General features: G+C 38.7%; 24 protein-coding genes. 18 read left to right on the forward strand and 6 right to left on the reverse strand.

The annotated features are described in order from the left end of the window. Positions 1-99 precede the first annotated feature (99 nt). The 7 genes from CDZ88_RS02435 (at position 100) to CDZ88_RS17690 (ending at position 5531) form a co-directional block, all read left to right on the forward strand. Complete coding sequence (locus CDZ88_RS02435; protein WP_100372031.1) at positions 100-828, forward strand: class I SAM-dependent methyltransferase; 729 nt, start codon at positions 100-102, stop codon at positions 826-828. A gap of 144 nt (positions 829-972) precedes the next feature. Then, on the forward strand, positions 973-1968 hold the full coding sequence (locus CDZ88_RS02440) for a FecCD family ABC transporter permease (protein ID WP_100374569.1): 996 nt from the start codon (positions 973-975) through the stop codon (positions 1966-1968). Further along, entirely contained in the window at positions 1965-2780 is an 816-nt protein-coding gene (locus CDZ88_RS02445) for an ABC transporter ATP-binding protein (RefSeq protein WP_100372032.1), read from the forward strand. The genes CDZ88_RS02440 and CDZ88_RS02445 overlap by 4 nt, the downstream gene beginning before the upstream one ends. Before the next feature lie 43 nt (positions 2781-2823). Beyond that, entirely contained in the window at positions 2824-3786 is a 963-nt protein-coding gene (locus tag CDZ88_RS02450; protein WP_100372033.1) for an ABC transporter substrate-binding protein, read from the forward strand. A 69-nt stretch (positions 3787-3855) separates the two neighbouring features. Further along, entirely contained in the window at positions 3856-4305 is a 450-nt protein-coding gene (gene sufU, locus CDZ88_RS02455; RefSeq protein ID WP_100372034.1) for a Fe-S cluster assembly sulfur transfer protein SufU, read from the forward strand. Between the two features lie 27 nt (positions 4306-4332). After that, the gene (locus CDZ88_RS02460) at positions 4333-5280 is read left to right on the forward strand and encodes a CobW family GTP-binding protein (protein ID WP_198507808.1); all 948 of its coding nucleotides are present in this window, start codon (positions 4333-4335) and stop codon (positions 5278-5280) included. 134 nt (positions 5281-5414) lie between these two features. Next, positions 5415-5531 (forward strand): DUF6254 family protein, encoded by a 117-nt coding sequence (locus CDZ88_RS17690; RefSeq protein ID WP_232718524.1) that lies wholly within the window; start codon positions 5415-5417, stop codon positions 5529-5531. 203 nt (positions 5532-5734) lie between these two features. On the opposite strand, the gene CDZ88_RS02465 is transcribed toward CDZ88_RS17690, so the two are convergent. From CDZ88_RS02465 to CDZ88_RS02480, 4 genes are all read right to left on the reverse strand, one after another. Further along, positions 5735-5938 (reverse strand): hypothetical protein, encoded by a 204-nt coding sequence (locus CDZ88_RS02465; protein ID WP_100372036.1) that lies wholly within the window; start codon positions 5936-5938, stop codon positions 5735-5737. 827 nt (positions 5939-6765) lie between these two features. Then, complete coding sequence (locus tag CDZ88_RS02470) at positions 6766-6957, reverse strand: hypothetical protein (RefSeq protein ID WP_100372037.1); 192 nt, start codon at positions 6955-6957, stop codon at positions 6766-6768. A 120-nt stretch (positions 6958-7077) separates the two neighbouring features. After that, positions 7078-7407, reverse strand: coding sequence for a thioredoxin family protein (locus CDZ88_RS02475; protein ID WP_100372038.1), 330 nt, complete (start codon positions 7405-7407; stop codon positions 7078-7080). A gap of 11 nt (positions 7408-7418) precedes the next feature. Further along, the gene (locus tag CDZ88_RS02480; protein ID WP_100372039.1) at positions 7419-8024 is read right to left on the reverse strand and encodes a TetR/AcrR family transcriptional regulator; all 606 of its coding nucleotides are present in this window, start codon (positions 8022-8024) and stop codon (positions 7419-7421) included. Positions 8025-8189: 165 nt separating this feature from the next. On the opposite strand from CDZ88_RS02480, the gene CDZ88_RS02485 reads away from it, so the two are divergent. The 9 genes from CDZ88_RS02485 to CDZ88_RS02520 all read left to right on the forward strand — a co-directional run bounded on the left by CDZ88_RS02485 (position 8190) and on the right by CDZ88_RS02520 (position 15047). Beyond that, positions 8190-9104, forward strand: a complete 915-nt coding sequence (locus CDZ88_RS02485; protein WP_100372040.1) for an ABC transporter ATP-binding protein — start codon at positions 8190-8192, stop codon at positions 9102-9104. Beyond that, positions 9104-10708 carry an ABC transporter permease gene (locus tag CDZ88_RS02490; protein ID WP_100372041.1) on the forward strand — a complete coding sequence of 535 codons (1605 nt, stop codon included), beginning with the start codon at positions 9104-9106 and terminating at the stop codon, positions 10706-10708. Before CDZ88_RS02485 ends, CDZ88_RS02490 begins: the two co-directional genes overlap by 1 nt. 427 nt (positions 10709-11135) lie before the next feature. Next, positions 11136-11297 carry a Fur-regulated basic protein FbpA gene (locus CDZ88_RS02495; protein WP_232718526.1) on the forward strand — a complete coding sequence of 54 codons (162 nt, stop codon included), beginning with the start codon at positions 11136-11138 and terminating at the stop codon, positions 11295-11297. Positions 11298-11380: 83 nt separating this feature from the next. Then, on the forward strand, positions 11381-11881 hold the full coding sequence (locus tag CDZ88_RS02500) for a hypothetical protein (protein ID WP_100372042.1): 501 nt from the start codon (positions 11381-11383) through the stop codon (positions 11879-11881). A 190-nt stretch (positions 11882-12071) separates the two neighbouring features. Further along, on the forward strand, positions 12072-12962 hold the full coding sequence (locus tag CDZ88_RS02505; protein WP_100372043.1) for a TIGR01777 family oxidoreductase: 891 nt from the start codon (positions 12072-12074) through the stop codon (positions 12960-12962). A gap of 35 nt (positions 12963-12997) precedes the next feature. Further along, on the forward strand, positions 12998-13171 hold the full coding sequence (locus CDZ88_RS17250) for a hypothetical protein (protein WP_157796439.1): 174 nt from the start codon (positions 12998-13000) through the stop codon (positions 13169-13171). A 180-nt stretch (positions 13172-13351) separates the two neighbouring features. Further along, positions 13352-13798, forward strand: a complete 447-nt coding sequence (locus CDZ88_RS02510) for a hypothetical protein (RefSeq protein WP_100372044.1) — start codon at positions 13352-13354, stop codon at positions 13796-13798. A gap of 98 nt (positions 13799-13896) precedes the next feature. Then, entirely contained in the window at positions 13897-14175 is a 279-nt protein-coding gene (locus CDZ88_RS02515; protein ID WP_232718528.1) for a hypothetical protein, read from the forward strand. Between the two features lie 278 nt (positions 14176-14453). Further along, a complete protein-coding gene (locus CDZ88_RS02520; RefSeq protein WP_232718529.1) occupies positions 14454-15047 on the forward strand; it encodes a hypothetical protein in 594 nt (197 codons plus the stop codon). Positions 15048-15146: 99 nt separating this feature from the next. Here the strand turns inward: CDZ88_RS02520 and CDZ88_RS02525 are convergent, their stop codons facing one another. Then, positions 15147-16094, reverse strand: a complete 948-nt coding sequence (locus tag CDZ88_RS02525) for an arsenic resistance protein (protein WP_100372045.1) — start codon at positions 16092-16094, stop codon at positions 15147-15149. Between the two features lie 180 nt (positions 16095-16274). On the opposite strand from CDZ88_RS02525, the gene CDZ88_RS02530 reads away from it, so the two are divergent. Beyond that, on the forward strand, positions 16275-16922 hold the full coding sequence (locus CDZ88_RS02530; protein WP_100372046.1) for a pentapeptide repeat-containing protein: 648 nt from the start codon (positions 16275-16277) through the stop codon (positions 16920-16922). A gap of 186 nt (positions 16923-17108) precedes the next feature. Here the strand turns inward: CDZ88_RS02530 and CDZ88_RS02535 are convergent, their stop codons facing one another. Beyond that, positions 17109-18845 carry an ABC transporter ATP-binding protein gene (locus CDZ88_RS02535; protein WP_100372047.1) on the reverse strand — a complete coding sequence of 579 codons (1737 nt, stop codon included), beginning with the start codon at positions 18843-18845 and terminating at the stop codon, positions 17109-17111. 123 nt (positions 18846-18968) lie between these two features. Here CDZ88_RS02535 and htpX point away from each other — a divergent pair, with 123 nt between their 5' ends. Further along, complete coding sequence (htpX, locus tag CDZ88_RS02540) at positions 18969-19883, forward strand: protease HtpX (protein ID WP_100372048.1); 915 nt, start codon at positions 18969-18971, stop codon at positions 19881-19883. The last annotated feature ends 6 nt before the right edge of the window (positions 19884-19889 follow it).

Raw genomic sequence — 19889 nt, forward strand, 5'->3', positions numbered from 1 at the left:
AAAATGCAGCCTACTTACTTAGTGCCCTTATTGGAGAAAAATAAAGTTATAGGTTTTAAATCGTAATTATTACGTTTTATTTAAAAGGAGGCTATGTAGGTGGAGTACTGGTACGAGGAACATTTTAATGAAGATTACCTTATGGTCTACAAACATCGAAATGATGAGTTAGCACAACATGAATTGCAAAAGCTCATGACTTTTATTCCATATAAAAAGGGTCAGTATCTATTAGACTTATGTTGCGGAAATGGCAGACATAGTCGTTGGTTCTTTAAGAAAGGCTTGCATGTTACTGGGGTCGATTTATCTGAAACGTTGTTAGAAGATGCAAAGAAACAACAAGGATCTGAAGATATTCAATATATTAGAAGTGACATGCGTCATATTACATTTCTAAACCAGTTTGATGTAGTTGTTAATTTATTTACAAGTTTTGGTTATTTTGAGGATGATTTAGAGAATGAGCAAGTACTAAAAAATGCATATAATGCTTTAGTACCGCAGGGCTATTTTATATTTGATTATTTAAATCCGGCATTTCTTGAGAAAAACTTAGTTCCATTTTCAAAAGAGGTAATTGATCAGTTATCAATTCTTCAATATCGAACCATTGAAGATAATACGGTCATTAAAAAAATTAAAATAGAAGATCAAGAAGGTTCAAAAAGACAATATGAGGAACGAGTCAAATTATACTCAAGAGAACAATTGGATAATATGATTAAGCAAAGTGGGTTTCAAATCAATCATACATTTGGAGATTATGATGGCTCATTGTATAACAAAACTCAATCCTCAAGATTGATCTATGTTTGCCAAAAATAGTTCTTTCGTTTAGAGAGGAGTGAGGATGTGGAATGTGTTACTAATAGCAAACATAAGCACAAGTCAAATGTTCAAGAAAACACTACTGAAAAATTTAGTCCAAAAGTAATTGCAGCTATACTTTCTATTTTTCTATTAATCTCTATGACGCTTTCTGTTATGTTTGGACCTATTTCAATCTCTGCAATAACTGTTTGGAAGATATTTTTTTCGAAATGGACTTTTTTTGAATCGTATATTGTCAATGATTGGACAACAGCTCAAGAACAGATCATTTGGGAATTGCGATTTCCAAGGGTTATCCTAGCAGCGTTAGTAGGCTCGGGTTTAGCCATAGTGGGAGTAGCGATCCAAGCACTTGTAAGAAATTCCTTAGCAGACCCATATATTCTAGGTGTATCTTCAGGAGCTTCTGTGGGTGCGACGCTTGTCATTATTTTTGGTGCATTCAATGTATTTGGACAATACGCACTCTCTACTGCAGCATTTCTTGGCTCGTTAGTGTCTGTCTTATTAGTATTTGTACTTGCACAAGTGCGAGGAAGAATTTCTACAGTTCGACTACTTCTTGCTGGGATTGCGATTTCTATGATGCTCTCAGCCGTGACTAGCTATATTGTGATTTCTGCACCGAGAGAAGCAGGTATTCGGGATGCAATGTTTTGGATGATGGGTAGTGTTGCTGGAGCTAAATGGAGTCAATTACCTCTTCCGTTGATCAGTTTAACGATTGGTATGATTGTTCTGCTAGTCCTAGCAAGACCGTTAAATGTCATGTTAATGGGTGAAGATACAGCATCTACTTTAGGTCTAAATAGTAATTTATTTAAAAAGATACTTATTGTATTGACGGCGCTACTGACTGGAGTCATCGTCTCCATTAGTGGAGCAATTGGGTTTATCGGCTTAATGGTTCCTCATATGGTCAGGTTGATGGTTGGATCAAATCACCGTTACGTCTTGCCTATTAGTGCATTAGTCGGGGCCGTGTTTCTAATATGGGCTGATTTTATTGCTAGAACAATCGTGGCTCCACAAGAATTACCGATAGGGATTATTACAGCATTATGCGGAGGGCCATTTTTTATATGGTTACTTAGAAGGAATTCGTATTCTTTTGGGGCAGGTGAAGGAAAATGAAGTTACGAGTAGATAAAGCCTCAACCGATATAAATGACCAAAGAATTGTAGAAGAGATAAGTTTTTATGTTCAAGAAGGTGAATTTGTTGGGGTTATCGGACCCAATGGAAGTGGGAAGTCAACTTTACTTAAAACGATGTATCGAGTGCTAAAGCCGAGCGCTGGAAATGTATACTTAGATGATGAAGACATTCAATCATATACACATCGGAACTTTGCTAAACAGTTAGCTGTAGTGGGACAAGAAAGTTCCGTTCCTTTTGATTTCTCAGTCAAAGATATTGTACTGATGGGGAGGAATCCTCATAAACGCTTTTTAGAACAAGAGACAAAAGACGACCTAAAGCTTGTCGAGGAGTCGTTGCTAGAAGTGGGATTAGGTGGATATGGAAAGCGAGGCTTTGTTACATTATCAGGCGGGGAAAAACAACGTGTACTAATTGCTAGAGCCTTCGCTCAAACTCCAAATGTCTTTCTATTAGATGAGCCGACCAATCATCTCGATATTCACCACCAGCTTCACATGCTAGATGTCTTAAAGCGTTCAAGTATCACTGTTCTTGCTGCACTACATGATTTAAATCTAGCAGCCTCTTATTGTGATCGACTAATTGTTTTGAAAAACGGTAAATTAGAGATGTGTGGAACTCCTGAAGAAACGCTAACAGAAGAGCTATTATTAGATGTATTTAATGTGAAGGCGAGGATCTGTAGGCACCAATTAACCAATAAAGTGCAAATAATGTATGTATCAGAGAGTATGGAAAAAGACATTAGACTAAACCAAGTAAAAAAATGGATACAAAGTTAAAAAATCCAAGGTTATTATAAAATACGAAAGAAGGATAAGTACGATGAAAAAACTAATATTAGCAATGATAATAGTAGCATTCATTGTTGGGTGCTCAAATGCTCAAGAAGCTAATCAAACGATGGTAGATAAAAATGATGACTCAACTGACAATGTAGTAGAAATTCAGAACGGAGACCGTATGTTAACGATCTTAGAGGTACCACAACGTGCCGTTAGCTTAAATCAACATGTAACAGAGGTGATGTTAGCTCTTGGATTAGAAGAACATATGGTTGGAACTGCTTATTTAGATGATGAAGTATTGTCTGAGTTTAAAGAAGCGTATGAATCTATACCAGTGATTGCCGAACGCTATCCATCACAAGAGGTCTTTTTAGATGTTGAGCCAGACTTTGCCTATGCTGGTTGGGGAAGTGCCTTCAATGAAGAAGCAATTGGTACAGTTGAACAACTTAATAGTTTTGGAATTGATGCATACTTACATCAATCCTCGACAAAAGTCGGTCCAAAATTAGAAGATATTTATGAAGATATCCGTAATATAGCATCAATTTTTGATGTTGAAGATCGTGGAAAAAAATTAATCGATACAATCGATGAAGATATTCATCAATTAAAAGATCGTATTCCAGCAAATGAGCTAGAAACAAATGTATTTGTCTATGACAGTGGTGATACAGCTCCACTCACAGTCGGGCAAAACTTCTTAAATCAGATCATTACAATCGCAGGAGCATCAAATATTTTTGCTGATTTGGATAAGAATTGGGCAGAAGTAAGCTGGGAGGAAGTGGTAGAACGTAATCCTGAAGTCATTATCATTGTAGACTATGGGGAAACAACAATCGAACAAAAGCGCGAACAGTTACTTACCCACCCTGCTTTAACAGGAGTAAAAGCGATTCAAGATGAAAATTTTATCACTATGCCACTTTCTGCAGCGGCAGAAGGGGTTCGAGTAGCAACTGCATTAGAGATATTAATTGAGGGTCTATATGAGTAATGTAGAATTTTTCGTAAAAAGATTAAATTGTAATCATGACGAATATAAAACTCGAAAGGTGTGGTCCTTATGTTACATGATTTATATAGAAAAGTAGTCATGGATCATGCAAAATATCGCCGTAATACTGGAGTACTTGTTGGAGATTCTGTGAAAAAGGTCCATTATAAGAATCCTACATGTGGTGATGTCATTACTTTATACGTTGATATTGAACAAGATTATTTAAGAAATATTTCTTTTGAGGGAGAAGGGTGTAGCATAAGCATGGCTGCCTCTTCAATGATGACCGAGTTAATTAAAGGGAAGTCTTTAGATGACATCTCTTTACTCCGAAGTGAATTTGAACAGCTCATCCGAACAGGAAAGCAGACCGATGAAAAGATTGACTTAGAAGATACTCTTTCCTTAGAAGGTGTTCATAAGTTAAGAGCGAGGCATAACTGTGCGTTGATGGCATGGCAAGCATTAGATAGAGTCTTAGCAAATGTAGAGGACTACAAAGGAATCAAAGCGTAATATCAATGATCGAGGTGCATGTGGTGTATGAAAAAGCAAGTAGAAGTGGTCATTTTAAGCGGATTTTTAGGAAGTGGTAAGAGTACATTATTAACTAGGATGATTAAGAACGAAATAGAAAAAGAGCGTAAAATAGCGGTGCTAATGAATGAACTCGGAAAAGTGAGTATTGATTCAGCCATCATTCCTGAAGATGTGCCATTAAAAGAAATGTTAGATGGGTGCATCTGTTGTACGATACAAGGAGAGCTAAGTGTCCAATTGAAGGAGTTAACGGAAGAAAAAGAGCTTGATATCATCTATATCGAGGCTACAGGAGTAGCCCATCCATTAGATGTTCTCGAAGCTTGCACTCACCCCCTCTTAGTTGAATTAACTCAGATAAAAGCTGTTATTACGGTTATTAATGCGAAGCAATGGTTAGAAAATAAGTTGAATAACATGCTAAAAAAATTAATTACACACCAAGTTAAGTTTGCAGATGTTATTCTCGTGAATAAAATCGACCAAATCACTGAAAAAGAATTATTAAAAGTGCAAGAAACAATTAAAGAGGAGAATCCTCAAGCACTCCAATTGGCTACAACATACTCAGATATGGACTTATCTATCCTAGATCAACCTTTATTTCTCGAACAAAAGAAGCGCGATCAAGGAGAAGAGTTTCGAGCTGATGTTAAGAGTTTGCACTTAAAGACATGTGTCATTTCAATTACTCAACCTATTGAGCGAATGCTGCTTGAAGATTTTTTAGAGAAAAACAAGGAAACATTGTTGCGAGTTAAAGGATTTATTCGTTTGACAGAAAGCCCTGCTATGTATTTACTGAATTATGCTTATGGATACCCGATGTATGAACGCGTGAAAGGTGAAGTAACGGTTGAGCCTGTCCTCGTGTTTATCGGACAACATCTAGACAAAGCACAGTTAGAATATCAATTAGAACAAGATGTATTTCAAGTCAACCGTTGTTGAACTATCAAGAAAAATCACCTGTCAGTTGAACATCAAGATCCAACTAAGACTTCTTCGATTTAATCTGAATAGTTCACCCTTGCTCTTGGGAAGATAAAAATGAAACAAAAATTCAAGGAAGCAAGGTGAGAGCGATGTCACAATCAAAATCACAAGAAACACGACAATGGCACCAACGTAAGGAGACTCAGCATCCTCATGGCAAAATCAAATCCTTAAAAACTTTGTCAGAAGAGACAAAAAAACAATAGTTGAATATGTAAAAAAAAGAAACTAGCTCACGTATCATAGCTAGTTTCTCCTTCAATTTTCACCACAGTACGTCTAATACATTTCCGTCAGGTTCTCTTTCTCTACTATCACCGTTAGAAGAAGTCGTTCCATTTTTATCCATCTGATTAGAGGTTGCATTCGTGACGGTTACATCTACACTAACAAAGATATCATTTAAAACTTAATTATCAATTTCCTTAATCTTACTTCTATTCAAATGGTTTTCAATAGAATTTCCAACGTTATTGTTAATCGTAGCATCTCTCTCAATGATGATTGCATCTTTTGAAGGACCGATGTGTTGACTAAGAATGGAAATCGTCAATACGAACAAAATAGAAAGTGAAGCGATCATATATAACATTAAATTTACCTTCGTATTCACCTCGTCACCACCTTATTTTCTCGATTATTGTATGGCACACGAGGCGAGAGTGTGAACATCGGGTTATCTATAGGTTAAATAAATTGAAATACTTAGAAAGATGTCGAAATAAAGAGAAATAGGGAGAAAAAGAAGAGAAAACTAGCAAAAATAACTTATCTGAATATTTACAAAAATTAAATAATTAGTTATAGTAAGAACAAGCAAGACAAGCAAGACAAGCAAGACAAGCAAGACAAGCAAGACAAGCAAGACAAGCAAGACCTAAACAAACTACAGTCTAGAAAGGGGATAGGCTATGTGAAAGCAGAAGCTACACCATCTTGGACACTTCTGAAGGGACTGATTCCAATGACGTAGCGAAAGCGAAGTGTATTGAACCATAAGGTACACGGGAATTGAAAAAGAAATAAATACATCGTAGTAGTATTAGAAAGGAATTAACAAGTTTATGTTAGAAGAATCATTAAAATAGCGACCTTTTATCCTAAGAAAAATTGGATAAAAGGTCGCTTTTGTGTTTTGAGGATAGTTCACCTGAATTTCTTCCAATCACTGTACAATGGAGTCGGCTCTAGTATAGTTGTAATTTTTTAAATAATCAAATGACGCATTTATTTCCCCCTGATTTTTACGCAGTGGCTCATGCAATACGGGATGGATGCGGAGATCATCGAATCAGTCAAATACCGAGAGAAGATGAAAGGTATGCTTAAACAGTGGTTAATTAAATACGACATCTAAGAAGACGGGAGAACAGGTAGTGACTTTGAGCAAAAATAAAAAACAGCCGCTTCCTAGCTAAAACTAGTGGCGGCTGTATGTGATTAGCGATGAATGCTACTGTTTAATTCTTTTAAAAGAGCTTGGTTTTTTTGATAATCCTTTTCACGCGCTCGTTCCACTGCTAACTTTTTATCTAAATTATTGAGGTATTCCTCGTGGCCGACTCCGTGAGACTGTTGCAATCCTTTTTCCATTACTTCTGTATATCTTTGTTGTTCGCTAGTATTTAACAAGTTGTTCACTCCTAAGTTTTATCGTTATGTAACAGGTTCCCATGTTGTCTAGGAGTTAAACATAAAATTATTCATTAGACGAATCAATTTGTTTCGGCTGCTTGGAGATGGTGTTAGTAGTTAGTCTTCGCTGTGAATGGAGTAAAGTTTATTTATTTTTCTCTCGAGTTCTTCTACATGCACAAATCTTGCTTCTCTTAAATATTCGTGGCCATCGATAAAAAATATCATAACAGGCACAGTAAAGATCGATAATTTACCAGCGATTTCTTCTAGCTTGTCAGCATTGACATACCCTTGTTGAATGAGAGGGTAGCGTGAGAGCATGTCCTTGACCTGTGGCAATAAAGCATGGCAGACGCCGCAATTGGTTCTAGAGATGTAGATGAAACTAAATTCATGGTCTTTCGTAAAAGTATCAACTTGATCAATGGTAGTTAACTCTTTCATAATATCCCCCCCTAGTCTTTTTTTATGGATTCTTCGCTTCTTTTTCCAATAATCCCGTAGAAGAAAATATTTGTAATATCTTCTGTGAGCGGGAGCATTGTTTTGTAGGCGTCTTCGCGTTGAAACGTGTCCTTTAGCATTTGGATATAGAAAATAATCGCTTGGTCTGAAAGGTTCGGGTCGACATATCCTTGTTCTTTCCCTTGTTGAAAAAGGGTGGTGAAATAAGGGAGCGTTTTTTCTACATATATCTTCTCTATATAATTTCCTTCTATTGAGTACTCTTTCATTATATATTGATAAAACTCTTCATGAATTTGAGCAGCCATTTGTGTTTTATTAAAGATGAGAGCTTTAACCTTCTCAGGAAAAGGCCTTTCTGATAAGACCGTTTGCTCAAAGTCTGTGGAAACTCCGTCTACATAATGGATAAAGACATCATGAATTAATTTATGTTTGCTTTCGAAGTAATTGTAAATTGTCACTTGAGATACGTTAGCTTTATTGGCGATTTCAGCAATCGATACTTTTTGAACGCCATATTCCATAAATAAGTCTAAGGCAGCAGCTAAGATGTTTTTTTTCTTCTGTTCTTTCCGTCGTTGAAAACCGTCCATGTCGTTCACCTCCTACTTAGTGTAATTAAAATTATGAAATAAAACAAATAAATAAGTTCAAAAGATCTTGTAGGAAATTTACTTTTTGTATATTATGAACTATATAGATAAAAATATTTCAAAAATAAGTATCATAGATCAGCAAAACTCGGGGAGGTTTTTTAGATGACGGTCTTGCAAGTAAGGAATGTAACAAAAAAATTCGGTCATTTTACAGCGTTAAATGGAGTGAACCTAGAAGTAAACCAAGGGGAAGTATATGGATTTATTGGACCAAACGGGGCTGGGAAATCCACAACAATTCGTGTTTTATTAGGCATGTTAAAGGCAACAGAAGGTCATGCGATGATCTTTGGAAAAGACGTGTGGAAGGATGCTGTGGATATTCATAAGCGCCTTGCGTATGTTCCTGGGGACGTGAATCTATGGCCAAACTTAACGGGTGGAGAAGTCATTGATTTATTTATGAAGCTTCGTGGTGTCCAAAATAAACAGCGTCGAGATGACTATATTGAGCGATTTAACTTAGATCCAACGAAAAAGTGTCGTACGTATTCAAAGGGAAACCGTCAAAAAGTAGCTTTAGTCTCTGCTTTTGCAACGGATGCGGATCTCTATATATTAGATGAACCAACATCGGGACTTGATCCCCTCATGGAAAAGGTGTTCCAAGAATGTATCGTCGAAGCAAAAAATAAAGGCGGCAGTGTGTTGTTATCTAGTCACATTCTTTCTGAAGTGGAACGCTTATGTGACCGTGTTGGGATTATTAAAGAAGGGCAGGTCATTGAAACAGGAACGCTTCAAGAACTGCGACATTTAACGCGTACGAGTATGCTCATCGAATCGAAGCGACCAATGATCGGATTGCGTGAGCTTTCAGGTGTGTACGATGTTAGAGAAGATGATCGAGGCGTGGCGTTTCAAGTAGATGCAGAGAAGCTAGATGAGGTGATGACATTTGTCAGTGAATTTGGCTTGATGAGAATCGAAAGTACACCACCGACATTAGAGGACTTATTTATGCGTCATTACGAGCGGGCAGAAACGCCTTCTGACGGGCGCGGGGGTGACTCGTAATGTGGAAGCCGCTATTCAGTCAAACAGGGAGCATGATCCGCTTCATTCTTCGACGAGATCGAATCCGTCTGTCGATATGGATCGTCTCTCTCTTCAGTTTAACGATCGCTACCGCAGCTTCATTTATTAACCTTTATCAAAATGAACTCGAACGCCAAGCAATCGCTGAGACGATGCGTAACCCGGCGATGATTGCGATGATCGGTCAAGGCTACGGTCTAGACAACTATACAGAGGGCGCGATGATGGCCCATCAGATGCTACTATTTACAGCGATCGCCGTGGCGATTATGAGTATTCTTCTTGTCGTACGTCATACACGGGCTGATGAAGAAGAAGGAAGAATAGAACTTCTTCGTTCCCTCCCTGTAGGTAAACTCTCCAATCTAAGCTCCACGTTGGTCACACTTTTTTCAGTGAACATCCTACTTGCTCTATTCATAGGCTTCGGATTAGCTAGTTTACAAATAGAGAGTATGGATCTACAGAGTTCGCTTTTATACGGATCTGCACTAGGGGCAACAGGGATGTTTTTCGCAGCAGTCACCGCCTTATTTGCTCAGCTGTCAGAGAACTCTAGAGGGGCCATTGGCTATTCACTGGCCTTTCTCGGCATCGCTTATTTGATTCGTGCGGTAGGAGATGTCAGTAATGAAGCTCTTTCGTGGATATCGCCACTCGGTTGGATCCTTGGTACACAAGTATATGTCAATAATTACTGGTGGCCTATCTTACTGACGATCGGTGCCGCGCTCGTTGTCAGCGCTCTTGCATTTTATTTGCAAAGCATACGAGATATGGAGTCTGGATTCATTGCATCAAAGCCCGGTAGAAGATACGCATCGAAGTTATTGCTATCTCCAATGGGTCTAGCTTTTCGACTTCAACGTACATCGATCATCGCTTGGGGTGTTGGAGTGTTCGTCATTGGTGTCTCTTACGGATCAGTATTTGGTGACTTAGAATCTTTCTTCACAAACAATGAAATGTTAAGTGAAATGCTGCCGCCAGTTGAGGGGTTGTCGTTAACCGAACAGTTTTTAACTATGTTAATGGCCGTGATGTCGATGATCTGCACCGTGCCAGCGCTTCTTTTTATGCTGAAACTAAAAGGAGAAGAGCGGAGAGAACGAACAGAGCATCTCTTTGCCCGTGCGGTATCGAGAACAAAAGTACTAGGGAGCTACCTCGTTCTTTCAGTAGGATTCGGTCTTATCATGTTGCTACTCTCTGTACTTGGCTTATTTGTCGCAGCCAGTGCTGTGATGGAAGATGCGATCGCTTTTGATATGTTGCTCAAGGCTTCTATGGTGTATTTGCCTGCCATTTGGCTAATGATCGGGATCGCTGTAGCAACGATAGGTCTACTGCCAAAGCTCACAGGACTCACATGGCTCATTTTAGGCTACTCATTTGTCGTCGTTTATCTAGGGGGTCTCATGCAGTTTCCAAGTTGGATGGCCCAGCTCTCACCATTTGGTCATATACCAGAGTATCCAGTTGAGGAGTTGGATGTTGTAGCTTTATCATTGCTCACAGTCGTAGCGATTGTCTTGATAATCATAGGATTTATCGGTTATAAGAAACGAGACCTTGAAGGATAACTGCTAGAAGTCGGCCGCGTCACTTTTGGGTCGACTTTTTGTATGTTTTGCAAAATGAAACAGTGATTGACCTAATTGAATTTGTAGGCGACGAGAACTATCAGAAGAAGTATAAAATTATTTGGAAAAGGGAAGAATAAATATTAGTTCTCTTGTAGTAGGAATAATAGGAACAAATGCAGAAGTTGTTTATGAACAGATTTGTTCTAATCTGTTCATAAACAACTTATTTTGGTTGGTAGAAAAATGTAATTAAAAATGAAATGCTTTGAAACATTCAGAATAAATGCTACTTATACAATCTGTACAATCAATGTTTACACTGGAATGGTTGGTGGTATTGTATAGAGCGACTCGATAAAGTCGTCATTTGCGAATCTTAATATATCATCCAATAAAATCGAAAAAAAGAAGGAAGGTGAAAAAAGTGAGCAAGCGAATTAAGAAGTTTGTAACAGATCAAAAAGAACAACTCATTCAACATCTTCTCCAGTTAGGGGCCTATAAATCCTCTGATGGTCGTCAATTATATGAATTGGCATTAGATGAATTGAAAATGGAGTATCAGAAACAGCAAATCAGGACGTAGGAGCTACAACCTAATTAGACATGCACCCAGTGACTCACTTTGGAATACGATAAAAAGGATTCTACGTGTTGGCGGTGGTGTCTATGAAACGTAAACATACCAGGAAATTTAGAAAAAATGTCCTTAATGAAAACGGTGAGATTAGTGAGGAAAGTAAACAAGAGCTCATGCAACGGTTAGATGAAGCTGAAGAAGATTATAATCCAGCTTTAAAGGCAGCCGAAAGTAAAATTTTTGCAGGTGTGTGGATTCAGTTTTTGGGTACCGCCTTAGAAGCACAAGGCTCGACGGAAGCGTATTTTATTGAGCTAGAAGGCAATGATCCAGAAGATTTTAGAGCAGAAAGGCAAGCGCTTTTTGGCGTCTACCTCCAATTGACAGGAAATTTTCTAGCGGCAATTGGTATTTCACAAGAATTGTCTCCTATTAGAGCGGTTCAAATAAAAGGAGCGAAACTCGGTATTATCGGTGCGTGGTTTGAGTCGTTTGGAGCGGCGATTGAAGCATTAGGTGAAACCGATCAACTACTTGAAGATCTAATAGATGAGGAAGACGAAGATCTGATTCCTCTAGTGATCCCGTAAAGAACTATTTCAAGGAGAAATGGTTCTTTTTTGATTCTAATAATTAATTGGAATTTTTTTATTATCCTCTTGCGTTTTTTCCTAATCGAAGAAACGCTCTTATTTACACAAAGGCTAGGGAAATAATGTTAAAGTAATAAGAAGGTGTAATATTATAGTCTTAGAGTGATTCAAAAAAGGAGTTGGACGTATGAGCAAACGAATCGTCTTAGCAGGAGGAACGGGATTTATAGGGACCTATTTTTCTGAGAAGTTCAACAAACAAGGGTTTGATGTGAAAGTAATTTCTAGGCAACCTGAGCATATTTCTTGGGAGGATACCCCATCGATGACCGAAGCGTTAGACGGGGCGGACCTTCTTATCAATTTAGCAGGTAAATCAGTGAACTGTCGATACAATGACGCTAATAAACAAGCGATTATGGAGTCTAGAACGAAGACTACGATCCAACTAGGGAAGGCAATTCAAGCATGTACGACCCCTCCTAAACTGTGGATCAATTCAAGTACAGCAACCATCTATCGCCACGCAGAAGATCGACCGATGACTGAAGAAGCAGGGGAGATCGGGTCAGGGTTCTCAGTTGATGTCGCGACGAGTTGGGAAGATACCTTTTTTGCATGCGACGTACCTGAAACAAGACAAGTCGCCCTACGTATTGCGATCGTATTAGGTCCAGACGGAGGCGTGATGACACCTTATAAAAATTTAGTGAAATTCGGACTAGGCGGAGTGCAAGGGTCTGGCGAGCAAATGTTTAGCTGGATACATATTGAAGACTTATATCAAATTGTTCTCTTCTTAAAAGAAAGAGACGAGCTCACAGGCGTCTTCAACTGCTCAGCACCAGATGTTGTCAGTAACAAAGTGTTGATGAGTAAAGTGAGAGCAGCGATGAAGGTACCAATCGGGTTACCTGCACCAAAATGGATGCTAGAGGTTGGTTCGATCTTCCTACGCACAGAAACCGAATTAGTATTAAAAAGTCGTTGGGTTATACCAGAGAGGCTAGAGAATGAAGGATTCACATTTAAATATCCGACATTAGACGAGTGCCTAAATAATTTGATTAGAAAATAGATTCGCTCGAAAGAGGTTATGCGAGGTGAGAAAAGTTGAAATACATTCGATTATTTCTATTTGTATTCGTTGCGCAACTATTGTATTTCATGGTGATCAACCAACAATCAACGAACGTTACGCTTGTTGATATCATAGCGGTATCAGTCATATTTATCGCGATCTGGAGGTTGTCTGACTGGATTGTGACAAAACGTCAAGTAGGATGAAAAGGATAAGGAAGGGTGCTGAGATGGGATTAGTTAGTTTCTTGATGTTATTTGGGGCAGTCGCGCTGATTGTCACGACCATTCTGAGGTATTTTCGGAACCATTAGTAGTAAGGTCGGATTACAATTTCAATTGCTTTCTTACTAGTTTAATTACATACATAGCAAGGAGGAAATCAAGATGAAAAAATCGATCATTATTTGGCTCGTGCTAGGGCTACTATTAGTTGGATGTAACGAAGTAGCTACGATCTCACTTGAGGATATGGAAAAAGTTGAGATGGAGCTTATCAACGCCGAGGAAGAAGAGGATGGCATACACTATCAAATTCAACTAACGAACGACAGTGATCATGTCATAGAGTATTATAATATGTACGTAGGCTATTCAATTAAGCTCGAAGATGGAAGAAAAGAAAGTCCGTATAAGATCGAAGTAACGCCAAACGAATTGAGCATACAACCAGGCGAAGAAGTTCTTCTGACCGTATTTGCACCTTATGAGGGACTCGCTGGAGAAGACACGCTAGACTTTAACCAACTTGAAGTGAAGTTGGTCGGATACTTTAACGAAGTCAGCGGGGAAACTATGTTTAGTATGGGAAGAAGTTTTCTGTTAAATGAATAGGATTATTAGAGTTAAATCAACAAGGTCAAGCGTCTCGTTTACCATTTCGATCTAATGGGAACTGTATAAGAACAGGATTGTAAAAGGAGATGAGCTAGGTGGCTGCGAGAATTTACTTATTTTCTTATCATTCAGATGTACAGGATAAGGAACTGAATTGCATAAACGAGAGACTTTCAAAGTTATATGACATTAAACAAGTACATCCTACCGTTCAATTAATAAAGACCGATGATGACATCAGTATTTTAGACAAGTACTTAGCTGCTTGTTTCAACGAAAAAGGAAGTTATTTCTTGGTGAATATTACCGATCAACCGAACCGCTTTAAAAATACCGATTCAGCTGACATTACATATTGGATGGATAATATTTAGTCAGTGTGTAAAGAAGAACGATACAAACTAGTAAATAAAATAAAGTTGCTCAGTGATTGAAGTAAGAAACATAAGAAATAACCTATAGAACAGAAGCCTAATCGTTTAATGATTTAGGCTTTTTTACTCTTTTGTTTAATCAATTATTATCTTTTCAAAGTGAACGAGTGGAACCAATAAAGGATTAGCGCTTTTTTTGTTGAAGTTATTTATCTTTAAAACACTTATTACGACACTGAAAATGAATATATTCTTCAACATAAAAGGGAGGATTGAAATTGAAAAAAAGAATGGGGAAATCGCTTCATGTAACCTATGTCATTTTGTTTATGATATCTATTAGCTTCGCATTGCATTATTCACCCCATACAAGCCATGCATGCTCTTGTGTTGAGTCAGGTCCCGTTCAAGAAGAGTTGGAGCGTAGTTCAGCCGTTTTTTCTGGGGAAGTTATCGAGATTGTAGATAAAAATAAAAATAACTCAATGCAATCTTCTGCTGATGCGATTGCTGTTCTATTTGAAGTAGAAGAATCATGGAAGGGAGTAAATCAAACAGAGGTGGTCATTTATACAGAAAGAAGTTCAGCTAGTTGTGGTTTCGAATTTACTTTAAATAATAATTATTTAGTTTATGCGAATGAAATGGGTGGAGATCTTAAAGTGAGCTTGTGTTCAAGAACTGCGCTTTTGTCGAGCGCTACTGAGGATCTTGAGGAATTAGGAGAAAGCGAAAGACCAACTGAACAAACTTCGATTGACTTAACGACTGGAAGCTCAACTAATTATTATATTTATGTTGCTTTATTAGTTGTTGGATTATTATTTGGTGTTGTATATGTGATACGACGTACTAAGGATAATGTGCGATAGTCTTTGGAGATGTGAGCCATACCTGTGCATACTAGTATAGAATAACATAGAAACACCCCCACCGATTCTGATCAATCGATGGGGGTGTTTCTATGATTATTACTCGCCTTTTTTTAGTGCGAGTAAGACTTGTGAGATGATCGCGAGTATCGGCAATTCAAGTAAGGGGCCGACCACTAAGGTCAAGGCGATCAACGGTTGTTCAGGGAATGCGGTCATCGCAATGGCCAATGCAATCGGTGAATTTCGCGCTAAAGTCGTCAAACTGAGACTAGTCCTCATCTCATACGGGAACTTCAAAACATGTCCAACTTTTTGAGAAATAATTAAGTTGATGACGAAAAATAAAAAGAGAGGAATCATTAGCAGCCATAGTAAATCTAAGTTATCGAGCAATAATTGCCCTTGCGAAGCAAACATCGCGACGATCGCAAGGCTTAAGAATATAATTGGTAATATGCTCAGGGATGAAAGGATCTGTTCCTGTATTTGTGTCATCTTCTTTAAGAGTGCTTTAGTTATGACGGCTAAAGCTAAAGGCAACAATAAAACAAGTAGAATGCTCTCAGCCAAAAATGAAAGCTCAACCACTCCTGTCGTTCCCCCGAATATAAGGAGATAAAGTGGCAGTAACAGGACTTGTAAGAGCAAGTTTAAAGGTAAAATAGATGCTGATAGTGCCACATTACCTCTAGCGATCCCGGTGAAAATTAAGTACCAATCTGTACAAGGTGTGACCATTAGCATAATAAAACCTATGTATAAAGCAGGATGATCTCCTAAAAAGAGTAACGCCAATCCCCAGGCTAAGATAGGTGTCCACACAAAATTCATAGAGACAGAAGCTAATGTAAACTTCATGTTTTTAAAAGAAGTTTTGATTTCTTCTAGAGGGATTTGTAAAAAGGTTATATATAACATGGCGATTAATAACGGCACAATCAATCTTTCTGCATTCGCATGGATCGCATCGATCTGCCCTAGCGCAATGCCAATAATGACAGCTAATAAGACGATAAACGTATAAAACTTCTCAAGCATATTCAACGGGCATTCCCACCTACTAGAGCATTTTGTTTACAATAATTCTACCACAGTCTATAGAGGGACAATCAATTGTTCAAGGAGAATAATATGCCCAGAATGATAACTAGCGTGGTAGAGTTAGAAGGTCATTAGGAGATAATAAGAAGTGACCGTACATAATCAAGCAGGGGTGATGAATTGATGTCAACTAAAATTAAGATTGATAAACCGAGACTCTCGGCTACCTTAACGGATAAACATTTTCACGATCTTTATGAGGAGAATGAGCCGTACTTAAGTCATGGTATCATCAGTGACTGTACAATTGATCGTGATATGATTGACAAAATTGAGATTTCGAATGTCTTATTTAGGAAAGTAGTGTTCCATGATGTGTCGTTTAAAGGAATCGAGTTAACCGATGTCATCTTTGACCATTGTGACCTGTCTAATGCTGATTTGATGAGTGGGGTGCTTCATCGAGTCGAGTTTAGACAATCTAAGATGCTAGGCGTGAATCTCTCAGAAGCCACATTAAGAAATGTCATTTTTAAAGAATGTCAAGTGAATTTCAGTTCATTCGGTTATGCTGATTTAAAACAAGTGAAATTTGATACATGCTCATTGTTGAATGCAGATCTTTATGAGTGTAAGCTTCAAAAAACGGCAATTGATTTTTGTCAGATCAATAATATGAACGTTGCCAACACGTCATTAAAAGGGATCGACTTAAGTACGTCTTCATTCGAGAGAATCACCGTATCAGTAGAAGATCTAAGCGGATGCACGGTCTCCCCTGAGCAAGCAATTGGATTTGCTAGTATGTTGGGGTTAATTATTAAAGATTAGGTGAAGTGTATTTTTGATTCCATATAGAAGGGGCTAGAACGAAATTGTTTTAACTAGCAAGAATCCGAACTAACAATAGGCTGTGGTTATAAGCCGCTCCTGAAATAAACTCCGTTAAGTTTGAACATTGTTCGGATTCTCAGTTTACACTTTTTTCGTCCCAGCCTCTTTCTAACTACCATAACTTTACGTCAGCTGCTGTTCGGCGAATTCACAGTACAAGTCGTGAGAGCGAACGAGTTCTTGATGCGTTCCGACTCCAGTAATTTTGCCTTTTTCAATAAAGATGATTTTGTCCGCGTGGACGATTGTTGATAGTCTGTGAGCAATGACGAACGTCGTACGCCCTTCCATTAAACGTGTCAGAGCTTGTTGGACAATGCCTTCAGACTGGCTATCTAAGCTTGCTGTCGCTTCATCCATCATCAGAATTTTAGGATCTCGTAAGAACGCACGGGCAATGGCAATTCGTTGCCTTTGACCACCGGACAGTTTCACACCACGTTCGCCCACTTCGGTTTCTAATCCTTCTGGAAACTCCTTAATGAATTGGTCAGCGTAAGCCATCTTCGCAACTTCCCATAGTCGTTCATCGGAAATCTCTTCAGCCTTATCTAATCCATAGCATAAATTCTCCCGCAAAGTCCCGGCCATCATCGGGCTGTCTTGTGAGACGTAACCAATTTGACGTCTCCATGAGCTCATCGATAAATCCATGATTGGGGTATCTCCAATGAGAATGTCGCCTGATGTTGGCTCATAGAAACGTTCAAGCAATGCAAACATCGTCGTCTTCCCGCCACCACTTGGTCCAGCGAAAGCGACCATTTGTCCAGGCGTCACATCAAAGGTCACCCCATTTAAGATCGGTTCATCTACGTTATAGGCAAAATGTAGATCACGGACATGGATCGGCTTATTTGTAATGTCTAGGTCGATCCCATCTTGGCCTTCTTCTAATGGGAGCTCAAGAATGTCAATGATTCGTTCCGTTGCGCCTTTTGCTTTTTGAAGTTGCGTGAAGAACATCGTGAAAGAAGTAATTGGAAAGATAATCTGGAATAAATAAAGTAAGAACGCTACAAGTGATCCGGTTGTCATCGAACCTTCAGCGACACGAATCCCACCGTATCCTATAATCATCACAACAACGACCATAATGACGAGGTAAATCAGCGGACCGACCATTGCAAATATTCGTGCTTCTTTTAATCCGAAAGTAAATAAAGTATGAATGCCTGACTTTCCTTTTGCTTCTTCCGCTAACTCAGCGTTAGATGCCTTCATTAAGCGAATTTCACTTAATGTTTGTTGGATATTTCCTGTAAAACTAGCGGTTTCATCTTGAAGGCCGCGTGAGATCTTACTCATTTGTCTACCGAGTGGGATGAGGATGAGTGTAGTGAGTGGAACAGAGATGAACATCAGTAACGTCATTTTCCAATCCATAATAAACAAGATAATGACAGCCCCGATAATCGTAATAATCCCTGTAATAAAGTTAGGGAAATGTTGCGAGATGAGGTCTTTGACGATGCCTGTGTCATTGACGACGCGACTGACTGATTTTCCGCTTGTTTGTTTATCATAATAAGTAACGGGAAGTCTCGTCATTTTACGCCACATTTTTTCTCTTAAGTTTGCGACGATTTTTTGGCCAACATAGGCTAGTAAATACATCGACACGCCATCAATAAGCGCTTGGACAACAAAGACGACACCAATGAGTACTATCAGCATGACACTTAATGAATCAACGGAGAACCCGTCGACCATCTCTCGTGTTAAAAGAGGAATCGTCAAACCGACAAGTGTCGTAATCAAGCTACCGATTAATCCGAATGATAGAGCACGTTTAGGAATATTCGAAGATAAGATCAGTGAGAAAAATGGTTTCAGGCTTGTTTTTTGTTCTTGTTCCATATTGTGGTCTCCTTCACAAACAGTAAATTGAAATAAATTACATGTAGAATCACTCATACTAATATACCTTAAGAGGTCACTCATGTTAAACTATACACATACAAATATTTTGGAGGTTGAGAAATGGGAAAACGCTTGTTGCTATTACTTGTCACAAATATTCTTGTGATGACGACGATTATCATTGTATGGTCGCTCATTACAACATTTACAGATATTAATGGGTCATTCCAGACGGGTGGTCCGGGACTAGGAATAGATTTCCTTGCCCTTGGTGTCTTTAGTTTACTTGTTGGTTTCATAGGTTCATTCATGTCTCTTGCGATGTCTCGTTGGGTAGCGAAGATGATGATGAAAGTGAAAGTCCTTGATCCAAATGGTCAATTAACTAGAGAAGAGCGTATGGTCGTTGAGAAGGTTCATCGTCTGACGCGAGCTGCTGGCTTAACACATATGCCTGAAGTTGGAATTTATCAATCAGCAGAAGTGAATGCTTTTGCGACAGGTCCATCAAAGAAACGCTCGCTAGTTGCAGTGTCTCAAGGCTTATTAAATACGATGGATGATGACGCAGTTGAAGGTGTTATTGCCCATGAGGTCGCTCACGTAGCGAATGGCGATATGGTTACGATGACTTTATTACAAGGTGTTGTGAATACCTTTGTTGTCTTCTTCTCACGTATTGCGGCAATCATCGTTTCACGCTTTGTTCGTCAAGAAATGCAATGGATTGTGCAATTTGCAGCGATTATTATTTTCCAAATTCTCTTCTCGATTCTTGGAAGCATGGTCGTCAGTGCGTACTCTAGACATCGTGAATTCCACGCTGACCGTGGTGGCGCTGATCTAGCTGGTCGAGACAAAATGGCCCATGCCCTGCGTTCATTGAAGTCGTATGTAGATCGTGCGAAAGTACAGGATCATACAAATGACTCAGCGATCCAAACGATGAAGATTAACGGAAAAGGCGGAGTGATGAAATTATTTTCTTCTCACCCTGACTTAGATGAGCGTATTGCACGTTTAGAACAACGTTAATGACGG

It is taken from the genome of Bacillus sp. FJAT-45037, assembly GCF_002797325.1.
Taxonomy (GTDB): domain Bacteria; phylum Bacillota; class Bacilli; order Bacillales; family Bacillaceae_D; genus Alkalihalophilus.

Coding starts and splice junctions, on each gene's coding strand:
- CDZ88_RS02440 (WP_100374569.1), top strand. CDS start 973: ATGACGCTTTCTGTTATGTTTGGACCTATTTCAATCTCTGCAATAACT.
- CDZ88_RS02445 (WP_100372032.1), top strand. CDS start 1,965: ATGAAGTTACGAGTAGATAAAGCCTCAACCGATATAAATGACCAAAGA.
- CDZ88_RS02450 (WP_100372033.1), top strand. CDS start 2,824: ATGAAAAAACTAATATTAGCAATGATAATAGTAGCATTCATTGTTGGG.
- sufU (WP_100372034.1), top strand. CDS start 3,856: ATGTTACATGATTTATATAGAAAAGTAGTCATGGATCATGCAAAATAT.
- CDZ88_RS02460 (WP_198507808.1), top strand. CDS start 4,333: ATGAAAAAGCAAGTAGAAGTGGTCATTTTAAGCGGATTTTTAGGAAGT.
- CDZ88_RS17690 (WP_232718524.1), top strand. CDS start 5,415: ATGTCACAATCAAAATCACAAGAAACACGACAATGGCACCAACGTAAG.
- CDZ88_RS02475 (WP_100372038.1), bottom strand. CDS start 7,407: ATGAAAGAGTTAACTACCATTGATCAAGTTGATACTTTTACGAAAGAC.
- CDZ88_RS02480 (WP_100372039.1), bottom strand. CDS start 8,024: ATGGACGGTTTTCAACGACGGAAAGAACAGAAGAAAAAAAACATCTTA.
- CDZ88_RS02485 (WP_100372040.1), top strand. CDS start 8,190: ATGACGGTCTTGCAAGTAAGGAATGTAACAAAAAAATTCGGTCATTTT.
- CDZ88_RS02490 (WP_100372041.1), top strand. CDS start 9,104: ATGTGGAAGCCGCTATTCAGTCAAACAGGGAGCATGATCCGCTTCATT.
- CDZ88_RS02500 (WP_100372042.1), top strand. CDS start 11,381: ATGAAACGTAAACATACCAGGAAATTTAGAAAAAATGTCCTTAATGAA.
- CDZ88_RS02505 (WP_100372043.1), top strand. CDS start 12,072: ATGAGCAAACGAATCGTCTTAGCAGGAGGAACGGGATTTATAGGGACC.
- CDZ88_RS02510 (WP_100372044.1), top strand. CDS start 13,352: ATGAAAAAATCGATCATTATTTGGCTCGTGCTAGGGCTACTATTAGTT.
- CDZ88_RS02530 (WP_100372046.1), top strand. CDS start 16,275: ATGTCAACTAAAATTAAGATTGATAAACCGAGACTCTCGGCTACCTTA.
- CDZ88_RS02535 (WP_100372047.1), bottom strand. CDS start 18,845: ATGGAACAAGAACAAAAAACAAGCCTGAAACCATTTTTCTCACTGATC.
- htpX (WP_100372048.1), top strand. CDS start 18,969: ATGGGAAAACGCTTGTTGCTATTACTTGTCACAAATATTCTTGTGATG.